Annotated in this window: 14 protein-coding genes; 8 read left to right on the top strand and 6 right to left on the bottom strand. The window is 72.8% G+C overall.

Going from position 1 to position 15,907, the window contains the following annotated elements:
- Positions 1–264: 264 nt before the first annotated feature.
- The 4 genes from ACZ4N4_RS34435 (at position 265) to ACZ4N4_RS34420 (ending at position 3,791) form a co-directional block, all read left to right on the top strand.
- Positions 265–1,665 carry an MFS transporter gene (locus ACZ4N4_RS34435; protein WP_467596179.1) on the top strand — a complete coding sequence of 467 codons (1,401 nt, stop codon included), beginning with the start codon at positions 265–267 and terminating at the stop codon, positions 1,663–1,665.
- A gap of 80 nt (positions 1,666–1,745) precedes the next feature.
- Positions 1,746–2,219: a DUF2771 domain-containing protein gene (locus tag ACZ4N4_RS34430; RefSeq protein WP_453572670.1), complete on the top strand. Its 474-nt coding sequence runs from the start codon at positions 1,746–1,748 to the stop codon at positions 2,217–2,219.
- A gap of 23 nt (positions 2,220–2,242) precedes the next feature.
- On the top strand, positions 2,243–2,953 hold the full coding sequence (locus ACZ4N4_RS34425) for a futalosine hydrolase (RefSeq protein WP_453572668.1): 711 nt from the start codon (positions 2,243–2,245) through the stop codon (positions 2,951–2,953).
- Positions 2,940–3,791 (top strand): 1,4-dihydroxy-6-naphthoate synthase, encoded by an 852-nt coding sequence (locus ACZ4N4_RS34420; protein ID WP_453572665.1) that lies wholly within the window; start codon positions 2,940–2,942, stop codon positions 3,789–3,791. The genes ACZ4N4_RS34425 and ACZ4N4_RS34420 overlap by 14 nt, the downstream gene beginning before the upstream one ends.
- 51 nt (positions 3,792–3,842) lie before the next feature.
- Here ACZ4N4_RS34420 and ACZ4N4_RS34415 read toward each other — a convergent pair whose 3' ends face one another.
- Positions 3,843–4,226 (bottom strand): cold-shock protein, encoded by a 384-nt coding sequence (locus ACZ4N4_RS34415; protein WP_093501504.1) that lies wholly within the window; start codon positions 4,224–4,226, stop codon positions 3,843–3,845.
- Positions 4,227–4,414: 188 nt separating this feature from the next.
- Here ACZ4N4_RS34415 and ACZ4N4_RS34410 point away from each other — a divergent pair, with 188 nt between their 5' ends.
- A complete protein-coding gene (locus ACZ4N4_RS34410) occupies positions 4,415–4,669 on the top strand; it encodes a hypothetical protein (protein ID WP_467596176.1) in 255 nt (84 codons plus the stop codon).
- Here ACZ4N4_RS34410 and ACZ4N4_RS34405 read toward each other — a convergent pair.
- Entirely contained in the window at positions 4,642–5,280 is a 639-nt protein-coding gene (locus ACZ4N4_RS34405) for an HAD family hydrolase (RefSeq protein WP_453572662.1), read from the bottom strand. The genes ACZ4N4_RS34410 and ACZ4N4_RS34405 overlap by 28 nt on opposite strands.
- 214 nt (positions 5,281–5,494) lie before the next feature.
- Positions 5,495–6,433: a hypothetical protein gene (locus ACZ4N4_RS34400; RefSeq protein WP_467596173.1), complete on the bottom strand. Its 939-nt coding sequence runs from the start codon at positions 6,431–6,433 to the stop codon at positions 5,495–5,497.
- 379 nt (positions 6,434–6,812) lie between these two features.
- Between ACZ4N4_RS34400 and ACZ4N4_RS34395 the strand changes: the two genes are divergently transcribed.
- Complete coding sequence (locus ACZ4N4_RS34395) at positions 6,813–9,347, top strand: helicase-associated domain-containing protein (RefSeq protein ID WP_467596171.1); 2,535 nt, start codon at positions 6,813–6,815, stop codon at positions 9,345–9,347.
- Positions 9,348–9,522: 175 nt separating this feature from the next.
- Here the strand turns inward: ACZ4N4_RS34395 and ACZ4N4_RS34390 are convergent, their stop codons facing one another.
- Positions 9,523–10,068 carry a hypothetical protein gene (locus ACZ4N4_RS34390; RefSeq protein ID WP_467596168.1) on the bottom strand — a complete coding sequence of 182 codons (546 nt, stop codon included), beginning with the start codon at positions 10,066–10,068 and terminating at the stop codon, positions 9,523–9,525.
- A 223-nt stretch (positions 10,069–10,291) separates the two neighbouring features.
- Here ACZ4N4_RS34390 and ACZ4N4_RS34385 point away from each other — a divergent pair, with 223 nt between their 5' ends.
- Positions 10,292–11,962, top strand: coding sequence for a DNA repair helicase XPB (locus ACZ4N4_RS34385; protein ID WP_450762319.1), 1,671 nt, complete (start codon positions 10,292–10,294; stop codon positions 11,960–11,962).
- Here ACZ4N4_RS34385 and ACZ4N4_RS34380 read toward each other — a convergent pair.
- Both ACZ4N4_RS34380 and ACZ4N4_RS34375 read right to left on the bottom strand, forming a co-directional pair.
- On the bottom strand, positions 11,893–13,062 hold the full coding sequence (locus ACZ4N4_RS34380) for a glycosyltransferase 87 family protein (protein ID WP_467596490.1): 1,170 nt from the start codon (positions 13,060–13,062) through the stop codon (positions 11,893–11,895). The genes ACZ4N4_RS34385 and ACZ4N4_RS34380 overlap by 70 nt on opposite strands.
- A gap of 147 nt (positions 13,063–13,209) precedes the next feature.
- Complete coding sequence (locus ACZ4N4_RS34375; protein ID WP_467596165.1) at positions 13,210–13,395, bottom strand: hypothetical protein; 186 nt, start codon at positions 13,393–13,395, stop codon at positions 13,210–13,212.
- Positions 13,396–13,740: 345 nt separating this feature from the next.
- On the opposite strand from ACZ4N4_RS34375, the gene ACZ4N4_RS34370 reads away from it, so the two are divergent.
- Positions 13,741–15,816, top strand: coding sequence for a HelD family protein (locus tag ACZ4N4_RS34370; protein ID WP_467596488.1), 2,076 nt, complete (start codon positions 13,741–13,743; stop codon positions 15,814–15,816).
- The last annotated feature ends 91 nt before the right edge of the window (positions 15,817–15,907 follow it).

Here is a 15,907-nt window from a genome sequence, read left to right as displayed (position 1 = left end):
GCTTTATGGCTGAGATACGCACGCTACCCCGTCGCCGGTAGTGGGGGACAGTCCGCCGCGATGCCTGCGCGGCGGCGGAGGGCCGAAGGCGGTGGGGGGTGCCGGGTCAGGTCCGACGGCGGGTGCGGGCGGGCGGGGGCTGGGCGCGCAGCCCCGCGCCCCTTCGGGGCGCCGTAACCGCGGGCAGCCGTACCGCGCGCCCTCTCCGACTCGCTTGGTCACAAAGTGCACTAGGAACTGTCGTCTCAGGGCACTATGAACGACGTGGCAACCGCGAAATCCCCCCAACACACCGTCGGGGTCGGTAGCGGCGCGGGCCGCGTGCGCGGTGCCGTCCGCTCCGTCGGGCGTGCCCTGCACCTCCCGGTGACCGGTACCGCCCGGGGTATCCGCAAGGCCACGCACGCGCACGGCGCCGGTGAGTCCGGTCTCGGCAAGCTGATCGAGCTGCACGCGGTCAACGGCGCGGGCGATGTCATGATCACCGTCGCCCTCGCCTCCACCGTGTTCTTCTCCGTGCCCACCGACGAGGCCCGGGGGCGGGTCGCGCTCTATCTCGCCATCACCATGGCGCCCTTCACCGTTCTCGCGCCGGTCATCGGCCCTCTCCTCGACCGCCTCCCGCACGGCCGCCGCGCCGCGATGGCCGGCGCGATGCTCGCCCGGGCGCTGCTCGCGCTGATCATCTCGGGGGCGGTGGCCGGCGGCAGTCTGGAGCTGTATCCGGCCGCGCTCGGGGTGCTGGTCGCCTCGAAGGCGTACGGCGTGGTGCGCAGTGCCGTCGTGCCCCGGCTGCTGCCGCCTCGGTTCTCCCTCGTGAAGGCCAATTCACGGGTCACCCTCGCCGGGCTGCTCGCCACCGGCGTGGCCGCCCCGATCGGGGCCGGGCTGCATGCCGTCGGCGACCCCTGGCCGCTGTACGGCGCCTTCGTGATCTTCGTTGCCGGGACGTTTCTCTCCTTCACGCTCCCCGCGAAGGTCGACTCGGCCAAGGGCGAGGACGTGGCGCTGCTCGCCGCCGACGAGGAGCATCTGCACGGCCCGCTCCGCAAGGAGGCGAAGCGGCCGGGACTGCGGACGGTGGGGCCGGCCGTCACGCACGCGCTCGGCGCGAACGCGGCCCTGCGCTGCCTCTCCGGCTTCCTGATCTTCTTCCTGGCGTTCCTGCTCCGCGAGCACCCGCTGACCGGCGAGAGCGCGGCGGTGTCGCTGGGGATAGTGGGCGTCGCGGCGGGCGCGGGCAACGCGCTCGGTACGGCGGTGGGGGCCTGGCTGCGCTCCCGGGCACCGGAGATCATCATCGTGACGGTGGTCGCCGTGGTGCTGGGGACGGCGGTCGTAGCGGCCCTGTTCTTCGGCGCCTTCCTGGTCGCCGTCCTCGCCGCGGTGGCCGGATTCGCCCAGGCGCTGGCCAAGCTGTGCCTGGACGCGCTGATCCAGCGGGACGTGCCGGAGGCGGTGCGCACCTCGGCCTTCGCCCGGTCGGAGACGCTGCTCCAGATGGCCTGGGTGTTCGGCGGGGCGGTGGGCATCGTGATGCCGCTGAACGGCACTCTGGGGCTGGTGGTGGCCGCCGTGATCGTGGCGGCCGGCTGGCTGGCCACCCTGCGCGGCCTGATCGGCTCCGCCCGGCACGGCTCCCGTGGCAGGGCGAGGGTGGCCTGAGGAACGCGGCTGGCGTAACGAACCGGGCACGCCGTACCCCACATGGGGAGCGGGCCGGGAGGTCCCGATAGCCTTCGGCCATGACCACGCTGCAATCCCGCTCGCGACGCCGCCGCGTCGTCGCCGCCGCCGGCGCCGTTTCCGCCGGACTGCTCGTCCTGTCGGCCTGTGACAAGCCGACGCCCATCGCCACGATCACCGTCGGTACGTCCTCGGTCAGCTCCGAGGCCACCTGTTACAACGACGGCAAGGCCCTGAACACGGCCTCCCTCGCGAACTGCCTCAAGGACACCGGGATCAAGTCCATCAAGGTGGACCCGGACGACACGGTCCGCTTCGGCGTCGACCCGAAGATCGCGGACAACGGCTGGACGATCCTGATGAACGGTCAGGCGCTCACCGACTCCAGCAAGAAGACCTACCGCACGATCCCGGGCAGCGTGTTCTTCAACGCCCAGTACGGCGCCTCCGGCAACTCGACCCTCGTCTCCATCAAGGAGGGCGACAAGTCGGTGCTGGGCCTGTGGTCCTTCAAGCTCAAGAAGGACGCCTGACCACGTCCGCCGTACGCATCCTCGTGACCACCGCGGTCCCGGCCGAACGGGACGCGGTGGCGGGGGCGTTCACGGCCGGGACGACCGAGGTACGGCTGCCCGGCTCGGTTCTGCTGCACCGCACGCGCGCCGGACGCGCGGAGTACGACCTGCTCGCCGCCGGAGTCGGACCGGCCCTGGCCGCCGCGGGCACCGCGACCGCCCTCACCGCCGCCGCCCTGGACGGCCGGCCCTACGCCCTGGTCGTCTCCGCCGGGATCGCCGGCGGTTTCCGGCCGGCGGCACCCGTGGGCTCCCTGGTCGTCGCCGACGAGATCGTCGCGGCGGACCTGGGCGCCGAGACGGCCGACGGGTTCGTGCCGGTCACCGAACTGGGGTTCGGTACCGTCAGCCACCGTCCGCCGGATTCACTCGTACGAGCCACCGCCGAGGCGACCGGTGCCCGCCCCGGAGCGGTACTCACCGTGTCCACCGTGACCGGCTCCGCCGACCGCGCGGCCGAACTGCGCGCCCGGCATCCGCACGCCCTCGCCGAGGCCATGGAGGGCTTCGGCGTTGCCGAGGCGGCCGCCGCGCACGGCGTGCCCGTACTGGAGATACGCGCGGTCTCCAACCCCGTCGGCCCCCGCGACCGAGCCGCCTGGCGCATCGCGGACGCCCTGGCCGCCCTGACCGGGGCCTTCGGGAAGCTCGCGCCCGCCTTGGAGGGTTGGAACCCACATGACCACCGCTGACTCGTTGCGCATCGCGTACTCGCCCTGCCCGAACGACACCTTCGTCTTCGACGCCCTCGCCCACAGCCGTGTCGAGGGCGCGCCCGCGCTCGACGTGACCTTCGCGGACATCGACATCACCAACGGCATGGCCGAGCGCGGCGAGTCCGACGCGCTGAAGGTGTCGTACGCCGTGCTGCCGTACGTCCTCGACGAGTACGCGCTGCTGCCCTGCGGGGGCGCGCTGGGCCGGGGCTGCGGGCCACTGGTGCTGACCAGGGAGGCCGGGACGGACCTCACGGGCCGTACGGTCGCCGTACCGAGCGAGAGGTCGACGGCGTACCTGCTGTTCCGCCTCTGGGCGGCGGACACGCTCCCCGGCGGGGTCGGCGAGATCGTGGTCATGCCCTTCCACGAGATCATGCCGGCCGTACGGGACGGGAAGGTCGACGCGGGGCTGGTGATCCACGAGGCACGCTTCACCTACCAGAACTACGGGCTGCACAAGCTCGCCGACATGGGCGAGCACTGGGAGACCACCACGGGCCTGCCCATCCCGCTCGGCGCGATCATCGCCAAGCGGTCCCTGGGCGCGGAGACGCTCACCCGCCTCGCCGAGTCGATCCGCACGTCCGTCCACGCGGCCTGGGACGACCCCGAGGCCTCCCGGCCCTACGTCATGGCGCACGCCCAGGAGATGGACCCGGCCGTCGCCGACCAGCACATCGGGCTCTACGTCAACGAGTTCACCTCGGAACTCGGCGAGGACGGCTACGCGGCGGTACGCGGACTGCTCACCAGGGCGGCGGCCGAGGGACTCGTCCCGCCCCTCGGTCCGCACGCACTCGATTTCCCGTAAAAGCGCTTACGGGACTTGCACGCTTACGCGACTTGCCTGTCTCTTACGCGCTTACACGTCAAGCTGGTCCGCGACCGCGCGCAGCAGCCCGGCGATCTTCGCGCCGGCCGCCTTGTCGGGGTAACGGCCGCGCTCCAGCATCGGCGTGATGTTTTCGAGCAGGGTCGTCAGGTCCTGCACGATCGAGGCCAGTTCGTCCGGCTTCTTGCGCTGGGCGGCGGCGACCGACGGGGTGGGGTCGAGCAGGACCACCGACAGTGCCTGATCACCGCGTTGACCGGCGACGACGCCGAACTCCACGCGCTGTCCGGGCTTGAGTGCGTCGACCCCGTCGGGGAGAACCGAGGAATGGACGAAGACGTCACCGCCGTCGTCGCGGGAGAGAAAGCCGAAGCCCTTCTCGCTGTTGAACCACTTGACCTTGCCGGTAGGCACGTCTGTCCTCGTCCTCGTATCTCGTCGGAAACTGCTCGGAAAACTTCTGAATGCAACAGCTCTGGAACGGGCCTTGATAGCACTCGGGCGGGTCGACCACGACCCGCCGGTACCAAGGCTAATGGTCTTCGGGCGCGTGACAAGACGTCGCCCGGTTGTTCCTTCGGGCAGGGAACTACCCTGGTCGAGTGCGTGACAAAACCCAAGCGAATTCCACCGGGCCCGGTGACCGACTGATCCGCGCCGGTGCCGTGCTCTTCTTCATCGGTACGATGGCCACTCTCGTCACCGTGATACCGCTGTTCCTCGGTGCGAAGCCTTTTCCGACCTACATGTACGTGCTGAGCATGCTCATGGGCGTCGGCTTCCTGGTCGCCGGTGCCGGAGTGCTCCAGTCGATCGCGGCGGGGCGCCGTCAGGCCCGGGAGGCGTCCTCGCGGTAGGCCGACAGCCAGGCCGGGAGTTCGGTGAGGTCCCCGAGAACCACGTCGGCGCCCGCCGCGAGCAGTTCGTCCGCGTCGCACGGCCCGGTGGCCACGGCGACGGACAGCGCTCCGGCGGTACGTGCCCCGCGCACGTCGCCGACGTGGTCGCCGACGTACACGCCCGCGCCGTGCTCGCGCAGCGCGACGGCCTTCTGCTCGGCCCAGAGATCACCGACCACCGCGTCGGGGACTATGCCGAGGTGGCCTAGATGCAGCTTCGCATTGGGCTCGTACTTCGCGGTGACCACGACGGCCTTGCCGCCCGCGCCCTGGACCGCCGCGACCGCCTCCCGCGCGCCCGGCATGGCGGGTGTCGCGGTGATCGCGATCTCCGGATACATGGCCCGGTACAGATCACTCATCTCCGCGACCCGCTCGGCCGGAAACCAGTTGATCAACTCCTCGGCGAGCGGCGGCCCCAGCCGGGTGATCGCCAGATCGGCATCGATGAAGGTCCCCGTCCGCTCGGCCAGGGCCGTGTAGCAGGCGTGGATCCCGGGCCGGGAGTCGATGAGGGTCATGTCGAGATCGAAGCCGACGGTGAGGGCGCGAGAAGTCATATGGGCCATTGTGCCGGTGGCGCCGAAGGCGCCGGGTTCCGGTTGTCGTCCGGCCGCGGGTGCGTGGGGGCTTGTCGCGCAGTTCCCCGCGCCCCTTGATGGGGGACCAGCGGACCCACCTTCTTGGGGGCGCGGGGCTGTGCCCGATATGCGGCTCCGCCGCGTGGACGCGAACGACCCCCACCGGCCCGCAGCCGACCGACAACCGGACCCGGCGCCCCCCCTACCGCGCTCTCTGCGACCGCCACACCAGATACAGCGCCGATGCCACCGCCGCGCCCCGGACCACCCACGGCCAGGTCTCGCCCACCGCGTCGCTCATGTGGCCCTGGGCTATCGGTTCGCCCCAGCGGCCCGCGCTGCGGCCCCACAGCCAGACCAGCCCGGCCGTGACGGACAGTCCCGGTACCCACATCACGGCCAGCTTGGTCTCCGCCGGGGTGAGCCGCCGGGAGCCGTAGGCGATGAGCCAGCCGAGAAGCAGCGCGAACCAGTTGCCGAGCACCGCGCCCACGACCAGCGCGGCGGCGGCGAGCAGCAGCAGCGGGTTGCTCCAGCCGACGGCGGGCCGGGGGACGACGCGGAGGCGCCGGCGGACGGTCGGCACGGCTTCGGCCGCCTCGACCCCGGGGGCCGGCCCGGCCGCCTCCACCGGTTCCCCGGCGGCCTCGTCCGGCTCCGCTTCCCTGCGCGGGCGCGGCTTCCTGAGCAGCTCCGGGATCTCCACGCCGCCCACGAACCCCGGCACGCTGTCGCCGTCCCCGAACGGGCTGCTGTCCACCCGCCACCAGTCGGGCGGCATCTGTCCGTCCGCCGGCTCGGCGGGCCGCGGCCGCGGTACGACGCGCCGCAGCTCCTCGCCCCCGGCGGGCGCCCCGGCCTCCCGCTGGGTGGGAACCGCCGACGGCGGTGACGGTGACGGCGCGGTCTGCGTCGTGCCCCCCGCCGCCTCGACGACCTCGTCGGGCGAGCCCAGCCGGTCGAGGATGCGGCGCACGGCGGCGGGACTGTCGACGGCCGCCTTCGCCCGGTGCCGGTCGATCTCGTTGCGCAGCCCCGACACCAGCCGCATGCGGTCCGCCGACGACAACTGGCGCTGGTGCGCGATGTCCCCGACCCGGCTCAGATACTCGTAGACGACCTGATCACTCTCGATACCCACGAAGTCCCCTCCGGGGCCGCCGCGTTGGATAACCCGTCGGAACGACGGTAGCGCAGGTCACGGCTTATGTCGGCGGGCACACCAGTGGGCAACGCGTCTCCGGGCGGCGGCGGTTGCCGTACCCGTGCCGGCGGGCGGTTCGCCGGAGTCGGTCTTCGTGCCGCCGGACACCACCGCGAGGCGGCTCGGGCCCAGGTCGACCCCCACGGGCCGGTCGCCCACCGGCACCCGGGACGGGCCGGTGCCGACGACGAAGGGCACGAAGTGCCGTGCGGGACGTCTGTGAAACGTTCCGTTCGCCCAGTGGTCGCCCAATCCACAGAAGAGGCCGGGGACAGGTCATCCCGGTCCCCGCCCCGCACCCGCTACCGTGGGTCGGATGAGCAACCCGGCCACCCCGCCGCGCTCCCTCGCGGAGGCGCTTCGCGCCAGGGACGACGCCTCCCTGGCCGTACTGCTGCGCGCCCGCCCCGACCTCATCACCCCCGTCCCCACCGATCTCACCCAGCTGGCCACCCGGGCCGGCACCCGCGCCTCGGTGCTGCGCGCCCTGGAACGCCTGGACCGCTTCGCCCTGCAGACCGCGGAGGCGCTCGCGGTGGCCGGCGACCCGGCGTCGTACCGGGAACTGCTGGGCCTGATGGCCGGCGACGGCGGGGACCCGTCGGTCGCCGCCGCCCTGCCGCGCGCCGTCACCACGCTCCGCGACCAGGCGCTGGTGTGGGGCGACGACGACCGGCTGCGGCTGGTGCGCACCGCGCGCGAGGTGCTCGCCCCGTCCCCGCAGTACCCCTCGCCGACCGGGCTGGGCCCGACCGTGCGGGAGGCCACCTCGGGCATGTCGCCGGGCCGGATCCAGGAGATCGTCACCACCGCCGGGCTGCCCTCCACACACGACTCGGTGTCCGCGGCGGACGCGCTCGGCAAGCTGTTCGGCCACCGCAAGAAGATGGCGAAGCTGCTCGCCGCCGCGCCCGCCGAGTCCCGCGAGGTCCTCTCCCGGCTGGTCTGGGGACCTCCGTACGGTCAGGTCACCCCGGAACCGGCCGCCCATCTGCGCTGGCTCCTCGACCGCGGCCTGCTGCTGCCGACCGCGCCGGGCACGGTCGTCCTCCCCCGCGAGGTCGCCCTGCACCTGCGCGAGGGCCGGGCGCACCGCGAGCCGGAGCCGGTGCCGCCCGCGGTCGAGCCGACGGCGACGCACCGTCCACAGGTTGTGGACACCACGGCGGCCGGGCAGGCCTACACCGCGCTCGCCACCGTCGAGGAGCTGCTGAAGGACTGGGACGAGGGCGGGCCGACCGTGCTGCGGGCCGGCGGGCTCAGCGTCCGGGACCTGAAGCGCACCGCCGTGGCCCTGGACCTGCCCGAGCCGATCGCCGCCTTCTGGGTCGAGCTGGCGTACGCGGCCGGACTGCTCGCCTCCGACGGCGAGGCCGACGAACGCTACGCGGCCACCCCCGCCTACGACGAGTGGCTGGACCGCCCCCCGGCCGAACGCTGGTCCCAGCTCGCCCAGGCCTGGCTCACCGCGACCCGCGCCTCCGGCCTGGTCGGCGGCCGGGACGCCAAGGAGCGCGCGCTGTCGGCGCTCGGCCCCGGCCTCGACCGCTCGGCCGCACCCGAGGTACGGCACCGGGTGCTGACGCTGCTGGCCGGCCTCCCGGAGGGCACCGCCCCGGCCGCCGCCTCGGTACTGGCCCGGCTGCGCTGGGAACGCCCGCTGCGCGGCCCCCAGCAGCAGGGCGACGACCTGCGCGGCCGCCTGGCCCGCTGGACCCTGTCGGAGGCCGAGCTGCTGGGCGTGACCGGACGCGGGGCGCTGTCCGCGCAGGGCAGGGCGCTCCTCGGGGCGCCACCGGTGGAGCCGCCGGCGGAAAAGGAGCAGGAGGCCGCCGGACCCGGCGACAAGCTTCCCGTGCACCACCACCGTCCCGCCGTCGTCCTCGAACCCCTCTCCCCGCCCGAGCAGGCCGTCGCCGCCGCGGCCGCCGCCCGTCTCCTCGCCCCGCTGCTGCCCGAACCCCTCGACCACGTGCTGCTCCAGGCCGACCTGACGGCGGTCGCCCCCGGCCCGCTGCAGCGCCCGCTCGCCGACGCACTGGGCGTACTCGCCGACGTCGAGTCCAAGGGCGGCGCCACCGTCTATCGCTTCACTCCCGCCTCGGTCCGCCGCGCCCTGGACGCCGGCCGCACCGCCACCGACCTGCAAGCCTTCCTCAGTACCCACTCCCGCACCCCGGTCCCGCAGCCGCTCGCCTACCTGATCGACGACGTGGCCCGCAAGCACGGCCATCTGCGGGTGGGGGCGGCCTCGGCGTACGTCCGCTGCGACGACGACACCGTCCTGAACGAGATCATGGCCGACAAGCGGGCCGCCGCCCTGCGCCTGCGCCGCCTGGCCCCGACGGTGCTCGCCACCCAGGCTGACCCGGCCACCCTCCTGGAGGGCCTGCGCGCGATGGGCTACGCGCCCGCGGCCGAGTCCGCCGAGGGCGATGTCCTGATCACCCGCGCCCACGCCCACCGCACCCCGCCGCGCACCGCCCCCGAGCCGGTCCCGGACGGCCCGCCCCCGCCGGACGGCACCCTCCTGACCGCCGCCATCCGCGCGATCCGCGCCGGCGATCTGGCCGCCACCACCCCGCGCAAGGCGGCCGGCACCGACGTCCAGGGCGGCGAACTCCCGCGCACCACCGCCGCCGAGACCCTCGCCACCATGCAGGCCGCCGTCCTCACCGGCGGCACCCTGTGGATCGGCTACGTCAACGCCGAGGGCACCGCCAGCCAGCGCGTCATCGCCCCCATCCGCGTGGAGGGCGGCTTCGTCACGGCGTACGACCACACGGCCGACGAGGTACGCACCTACCCCCTGCACCGGGTGACGGGGGTGGCGGAACTCGCGGACGATTAGCGGCGCGGGCGAGCGAGCCGGCCGGGCGAGGCCGGCCGCGGTCCGGCAGCGCCGCGAAGGCGCCCGAAGGGGCGCGGCGCCACGTCAACGTGCGGCTCCGCCGCGGGGCGCGACCGGCCTCGACGGCGCCGCGACCGAACGACGGCCGCCCCTCGCGGCGCTCACCGCGAAGCGCTCAGCAGTACCGCACCGGTGCGTCCGCCGGCAGGGCGAAGTGGGTGCGGGCCGCGGTCTGCAGCGCGGTGGACTCCATCTCCTCGTCGAGGCGGGACTCGGCGTGGCGGCTGAAGTGGTTCTCCGTCCACTCGCCGTAGCCCTCGCCGTCCGGTGGCTCCTCCTCGGCGACGACGCGGTACCCGCCGTGCGCCGCGTCCCGCTTCAGCCGGACCACCTGCGGTATCTGTGCGCCGCCGCACTCCACCAGAGCGCCCGCGCGCTCGCCGTACTCCAGGCACAGGGTGTCGACCCCGGCCCGCACCTGGCCCCCGCTCTCCGTCAGGTCCAGGGCCTCCGCCCGGCAGAACCACCGCGACCGGAGACCGGGCTCGCTCTCCCCCGCCCCGGTTCCCGCGGCCTGCGCCACGAGCCGGGCCTCTATGACGGGGCGCACCTCGGTCCACAGGCCGGCGTCCACCCCGGCGGACCCGTGCGCCCACACCGCCGTCACCACCAGCACCGCCACCGCCCCTGCGCCTGGCCCCCAGATACGTACGGACGTCACCCCACCCCTCCTCACCGAACCACACGCGTTGCGCGGCTCCCCCCTTGGGACATGACACCCGAAACGGGCCCAAGGTTGCATCGGGCCGTCCCTCGTCCTCGGAAGGCACGTTCTGCCGAGCGGCACAGGTGATCGCTCGCCCATGAGGCACACTGGAACTTTGGCCCATGACGATGGCCGCCATGGCGATGGCCGCATGGGCCGAAAGGGAAAGGTGCCGCGCGTGAATGGTCCGTTGATCGTCCAGTCCGACAAGACGCTGCTCCTGGAAGTCGACCATGAGCGGGCCGACGAATGCCGTCGGGCGATCGCGCCCTTCGCCGAGCTGGAGCGGGCGCCGGAGCACATCCACACCTACCGGGTGACCCCGCTGGGCCTGTGGAACGCGCGGGCGGCCGGGCACGACGCCGAGCAGGTCGTGGACGCGCTGGTGGAGTACAGCCGCTACCCGGTGCCGCACGCGCTGCTGGTCGACATCGCCGAGACGATGGACCGCTACGGCCGGCTGACGCTCTCCAAGCACCCGGCGCACGGGCTGGTGCTCACCACCACCGACCGTCCGGTCCTGGAGGAGATCCTGCGCTCCAAGCGGGTCATCCCGCTGGTCGGCGCCCGGATCGACCCCGACACCGTGGCCGTGCACCCCTCCGAGCGCGGGCAGATCAAGCAGACGCTGCTGAAGCTGGGCTGGCCCGCCGAGGACCTCGCCGGATACGTGGACGGCGAGGCCCACCCGATCGAGCTCGCCGAGGACGGCTGGGCGCTGCGGCCGTACCAGAAGCAGGCGGTGGAGAACTTCTGGCACGGCGGGAGCGGCGTGGTCGTCCTGCCCTGCGGGGCGGGCAAGACGCTGGTCGGTGCCGGGTCCATGGCACAGGCCAAGTCGACGACCCTGATCCTCGTCACCAACACCGTCTCCGCGCGCCAGTGGAAGCACGAGCTGGTGAAGCGGACGAGCCTCACCGAGGACGAGATCGGGGAGTACAGCGGGACGCGGAAGGAGATCCGGCCCGTCACGATCGCCACGTACCAGGTGCTCACGACCAAGCGGAAGGGCGTCTACCCGCACCTCGAACTCTTCGACTCCCGTGACTGGGGCCTGATCGTCTACGACGAGGTCCATCTGCTGCCGGCTCCTGTCTTCAAGTTCACCGCCGATCTGCAGGCGCGCCGGCGGCTGGGGCTGACGGCCACCCTCGTGCGCGAGGACGGCCGGGAATCGGACGTGTTCTCCCTCATCGGGCCCAAGCGCTTCGACGCCCCGTGGAAGGAGATCGAGGCGCAGGGCTATATCGCGCCCGCCGACTGTGTCGAGGTGCGGGTGAACCTCACGGACTCGGAGCGGCTCGCCTACGCCACCGCCGAGACCGAGGAGAAGTACCGCTTCTGTGCGACCACCGCGACCAAGCGGAAGGTCACGGAGGCGATCGTGAAGCGCTTCGCGGGCCAGCAGATCCTTGTCATCGGCCAGTACATCGACCAGCTCGACGAGCTGGGCGAGCACCTGAACGCCCCGGTCATCAAGGGCGAGACCTCCAACGCCCAGCGCGAGAAGCTCTTCGACGCCTTCCGCGAGGGCGAGATCAGCGTGCTGGTGGTGTCGAAGGTCGCCAACTTCTCCATCGACCTGCCGGAGGCCACGGTCGCGATCCAGGTGTCGGGCACCTTCGGCTCCCGCCAGGAGGAGGCCCAGCGCCTCGGCCGGGTGCTCCGCCCCAAGGCCGACGGCCACCAGGCCCACTTCTACTCCGTCGTCGCCCGCGACACGATCGACCAGGACTTCGCCGCCCACCGGCAGCGGTTCCTGGCGGAGCAGGGCTACGCCTACCGCATCGTGGACGCGGACGAGCTCCTCGCCGAGGGCACGGCGGGCACGGACGCCGCGGAGGGCTGAGTCTCCGGCCGGGCGTGGCTGTGCCGTCGTAGGACCACGGCCGCGCCCGCCAGCAGCGCCAGCCCCAGGAGCGGGTAGGGCGCCGCGAACGGCTGCTGCCACCAGGGCAGGTGCAGGTCCCGGTCGCCCTCGTGCGGCAGCAGCCACATCGTGCGGGCCGTGAACACGAGCGTCGCGGAGGCCGCGATGAGCGTGCGGCCCTCCGCCAGCAGCACCGCCAGCAGCGGGACGCACCACACCCAGTGATGGGACCAGCTGATCGGGCTGATCAGCAGTGCCGTGAACCCGGTGAGCAGGATGCCCCAGCGGTCGCCGCCGGCACGGTGCGTGAGGCCGGCGCGGGCGGTGAGGTCGGCTCGGTGGGTGAGGTCGGCTCGGTGGGTGCGGGTCGCCAGCCACAGGCCCGTTGCCCCGAGCACGGCCGCCGGGAGCACCCAGGCCAGGCCCGGTGCAGCCGCGCCCGTGACCCTCGCGATCAGGCCCTGGAGCGACTGGTTGTCGACGATCCAGGCCTTGCCGACCCGGCCGGTCTCGAACAGGCGCCGCGTCCAGAAGTCCGCGGTCGCCGCGGGAAGGAACAGGGCGCCGAGCAGTGCCGTACCGGCGAAGGACGCCGTCGCAACGCCTGCCTCCTTTCTGCGTGCGGTGAGGAACAGGTAGACGATGAAGATCGCCGGGGTGAGTTTGACGCCCGCCGCGATGCCCAGGGCCAGGCCCTTGGCGCGGGCGCCGGACGGGCGGGTGAGGTCCCAGAGGACCAGGCAGGCGATCGCCAGGTTGATCTGGCCGAAGAGCAGGGTCTGGAAGACCGGCTCCAGCCAGAGGGCGAGGGCGGTGGCCGTGCACAGCACGGGGAGGGGTGCCGTGCGGCCGGCCAGGCGGGCGGAGAGGGCGACGAGACAGGCGAGCAGGAGCGCGTTGCCCGCGAGGAACGCCGCCTTCAGGCCCGGGACGGGGATCCAGGTCGCCGGGACGAACAGGACCGCCGCGAAGGGCGGGTAGGTCGCCGGCAGCCGCCACTCGGTGACCGTGAAGCCATACAGGTCACTGCCGTGGACCAGGGCTTCGCCCTCGGCCCGGTAGACCAGCAGATCGGCCATCGGGGCGTGCACCAGGACGCAGAGGGCGACGAAGGAGGAGAGGGAGACCGCCAGAAGAGAGAGGGAGGTCAGGGAGAGGGGGCGGGTGAGGGAGGGCAGGGGAGATGACGTCACCGTCCGGTTCGGCACGGAGGCGACACTATGCCGTCACCTGCGGCGTATGCCTGCTTCCTCGCCGTATTCGCCGAGTATGACGACGCTGAACGCCGCGCCGACGAAGACCTTGACGGCGCGCAGGGCGTCGCCCAGACGGTGGTGGGGGTGCGGGACGCCGTCCAGGGCGGTGGCGCCCGGCGGACGGCTGGGGGCTGGATGGATGGTTGCTGCGCTCATGCCTCAATGGTGGAACTTCGGACACGAGTACGGCATCGGTCCACGGGCCCAATTTCCGGCTTCCGCCGGTCCACCCGCCGATGGACCCCACCCCCTACCTCCGCCCCACCTCACGAGGGACGCTCCCCCTAGGGGACGCTCCCCCCTCCTGGGCACCCCAGCCCCCTCGGCACGCCGAGGGAAATGCATTGGCCTCCCCCGCCCCCGCCTCACTACAATCTCCGCTCTTGCCCGCCTCCTTCCCCGGAGTGCCGCCGCCCGGACGGAAACCGGTCGGCTGATCGCCACCCCGTGCGCCACTCACACCTGAGCGCCACCCACTCGCAGGCCTTCGGAGGCACCCCCTTGTCCACGCCCGCCCACGACCCCCTCACGGACCCGCACGCCGAAGCCACCGACCCCCTCTCCCGTGAGCGCGCCCACCTCGCCGGCTCCCGGTCCGCTCTGCGGGCCATGCGGGAGGACGTCGAGTCGCTGGACATCCGCGACGTCACCGCGAACTGGGTCAACGCCGAGGTCCTCGCCCGCCAGATCGACGAGCGCATCAAGGCGCTGGCCGACCTCAGCGACACGCCTCTCTTCTTCGGCCGCCTCGACTACCTGCACGCCCCCGGCGCCGACCAGGCCGAGGGGGCGTACGGCGAGCGCTTCTACATCGGGCGCCGGCACGTCCACGACCACGACGGCGACCCGATGGTCATCGACTGGCGGGCACCGGTCTCGCAGCCGTTCTACCGCGCGTCCAAGAAGGACCCGATGGACGTGGCACTGCGCCGCCGCTTCGGGTACACCCGCGGCGACATCACCGCCTACGAGGACGAGCACCTGTCCGACCCGGGCGAGGCGGCCCGGACCAGCAAGCTGCTCCAGCAGGAGATCGAGCGCCCGCGCGTGGGCCCGATGCGGGACATCGTCGCGACCATCCAGCCGGAGCAGGACGAGATCGTGCGCAGCGGGCTCGGCGGAACCGTGTGCGTGCAGGGCGGTCCGGGGACCGGCAAGACCGCCGTCGGCCTGCACCGGGTCGCGTACCTCCTCTACGCCCACCGGGAGCGCCTCGCCCGCACCGGCACCCTGGTCATCGGCCCGAACCGCTCCTTCCTCCACTACATCGAGCAGGTGCTCCCGGCGCTGGGCGAGTTGACCGTGCAGCAGGCCACGGTGGACGACCTGGTGGCGAACGGCGTCGAGGTGCGCGGCACCGACACCGCGCCCGCCGCGGTCATCAAGGGCGACGCCCGGATGGCGGAGGTGCTGCGCAGGGCCGTGTACGCGCACGTCACGATGCCCGGCGAACCGGTCGTGGTGGTCCGCGGCTCCCGGCGCTGGCGCGTCCCGGCGTACGAACTGGAGGACATCGTCAGGGAGTTGCTGGCCCGCGGCATCCGGTACGGCGCGGCGCGCGAGGCCCTGCCGCAGCGCATCGCACACGCCGTGCTGGTCCAGATGGAACGCTCGGGAGAGGCTCCCGACGACCGGGTGCAGGACTCGGTGGCCCGCAACGCGGCGGTGAAGGCGGCCGTCAAACAGATCTGGCCGCCGGTCGACCCGGCGAAACTCGTGCTGCGTCTGCTCACGGACGCGGACTTCCTCGCCGTGCACGCGGAGGGGGTCCTCACCGACGACGAGCAGAAGACGATCGTCTGGGCGAAGGCGGTGCGCAGCGTCAAGTCGGCCAAGTGGTCGGCCGCGGACGCCGTGCTGATCGACGAGACGACGGATCTCGTCCAGCGGACGCATTCCCTCGGCCATGTGGTCCTGGACGAGGCGCAGGACCTGTCGCCCATGCAGTACCGCGCGGTCGGCCGCCGCTGCACCACCGGCTCGGCGACCGTCCTCGGCGACCTGGCGCAGGGCACCACGCCCTGGGCGACCCGGAGCTGGGACGAGGCCCTGTCCCACCTCGGCAAGTCGGACGGCGTGATCGAGGAACTGACGGCGGGTTTCCGCGTCCCGACGGACGTCATCACGTACGCCTCCCGGCTCCTGCCGCACATCGCCCCCGGCCTCACCCCGGTGGCGTCGGTCCGTGAGAACCCCGGTTTCTTCGCGGTGCGTTCGATCGCCGGCACCGCCGAAACCGTGGCGGCCTGCGAGGAGTTGCTGCGCCACGAGGGATCGACGGGCCTGATCGCGGCGGACGCGCGGGTACCGGCGCTCGCGGAGGCCCTGACGGCGGCGGGCATCGGGTATCTCGCCCCCGGCGAGGAGACGACGGCCGAGACCCGTCTCACCCTGGTCCCGGCGTCACTGGCGAAGGGCCTGGAGTACGACTACGTGGTCCTGGACGAGCCGCAGGCGGTCGTCGACGGCGAACCCGACGAACGCACCGGCCTGCGCCGCCTCTACGTCGCCCTCACCCGGGCCGTCTCCGGCCTGATCGTGACGCACACGGCCCCGCTCCCGCCCCAGCTGGCCTGAATCCGCCCTTCACCGTTCAACCAAAGCGCCCTGACCGCCACCGCGTTGACGCGACAGCACACCCCAAAGTGAGTACATTATGAACATATAG

This window comes from Streptomyces sp. NPDC026538, from assembly GCF_055567535.1.
This window is presented reverse-complemented; position numbering and strand designations above follow the sequence as displayed.

Excerpts from the sequence above, each read along its gene's own strand:
- ACZ4N4_RS34375 (WP_467596165.1), bottom strand. The coding sequence starts at position 13,395 with ATGAGCGCAGCAACCATCCATCCAGCCCCCAGCCGTCCGCCGGGCGCC.
- ACZ4N4_RS34430 (WP_453572670.1), top strand. The coding sequence starts at position 1,746 with ATGACCACGCTGCAATCCCGCTCGCGACGCCGCCGCGTCGTCGCCGCC.
- ACZ4N4_RS34380 (WP_467596490.1), bottom strand. The coding sequence starts at position 13,062 with ATGGCCGATCTGCTGGTCTACCGGGCCGAGGGCGAAGCCCTGGTCCAC.
- ACZ4N4_RS34420 (WP_453572665.1), top strand. The coding sequence starts at position 2,940 with ATGACCACCGCTGACTCGTTGCGCATCGCGTACTCGCCCTGCCCGAAC.
- ACZ4N4_RS34405 (WP_453572662.1), bottom strand. The coding sequence starts at position 5,280 with ATGGCCCATATGACTTCTCGCGCCCTCACCGTCGGCTTCGATCTCGAC.
- ACZ4N4_RS34395 (WP_467596171.1), top strand. The coding sequence starts at position 6,813 with ATGAGCAACCCGGCCACCCCGCCGCGCTCCCTCGCGGAGGCGCTTCGC.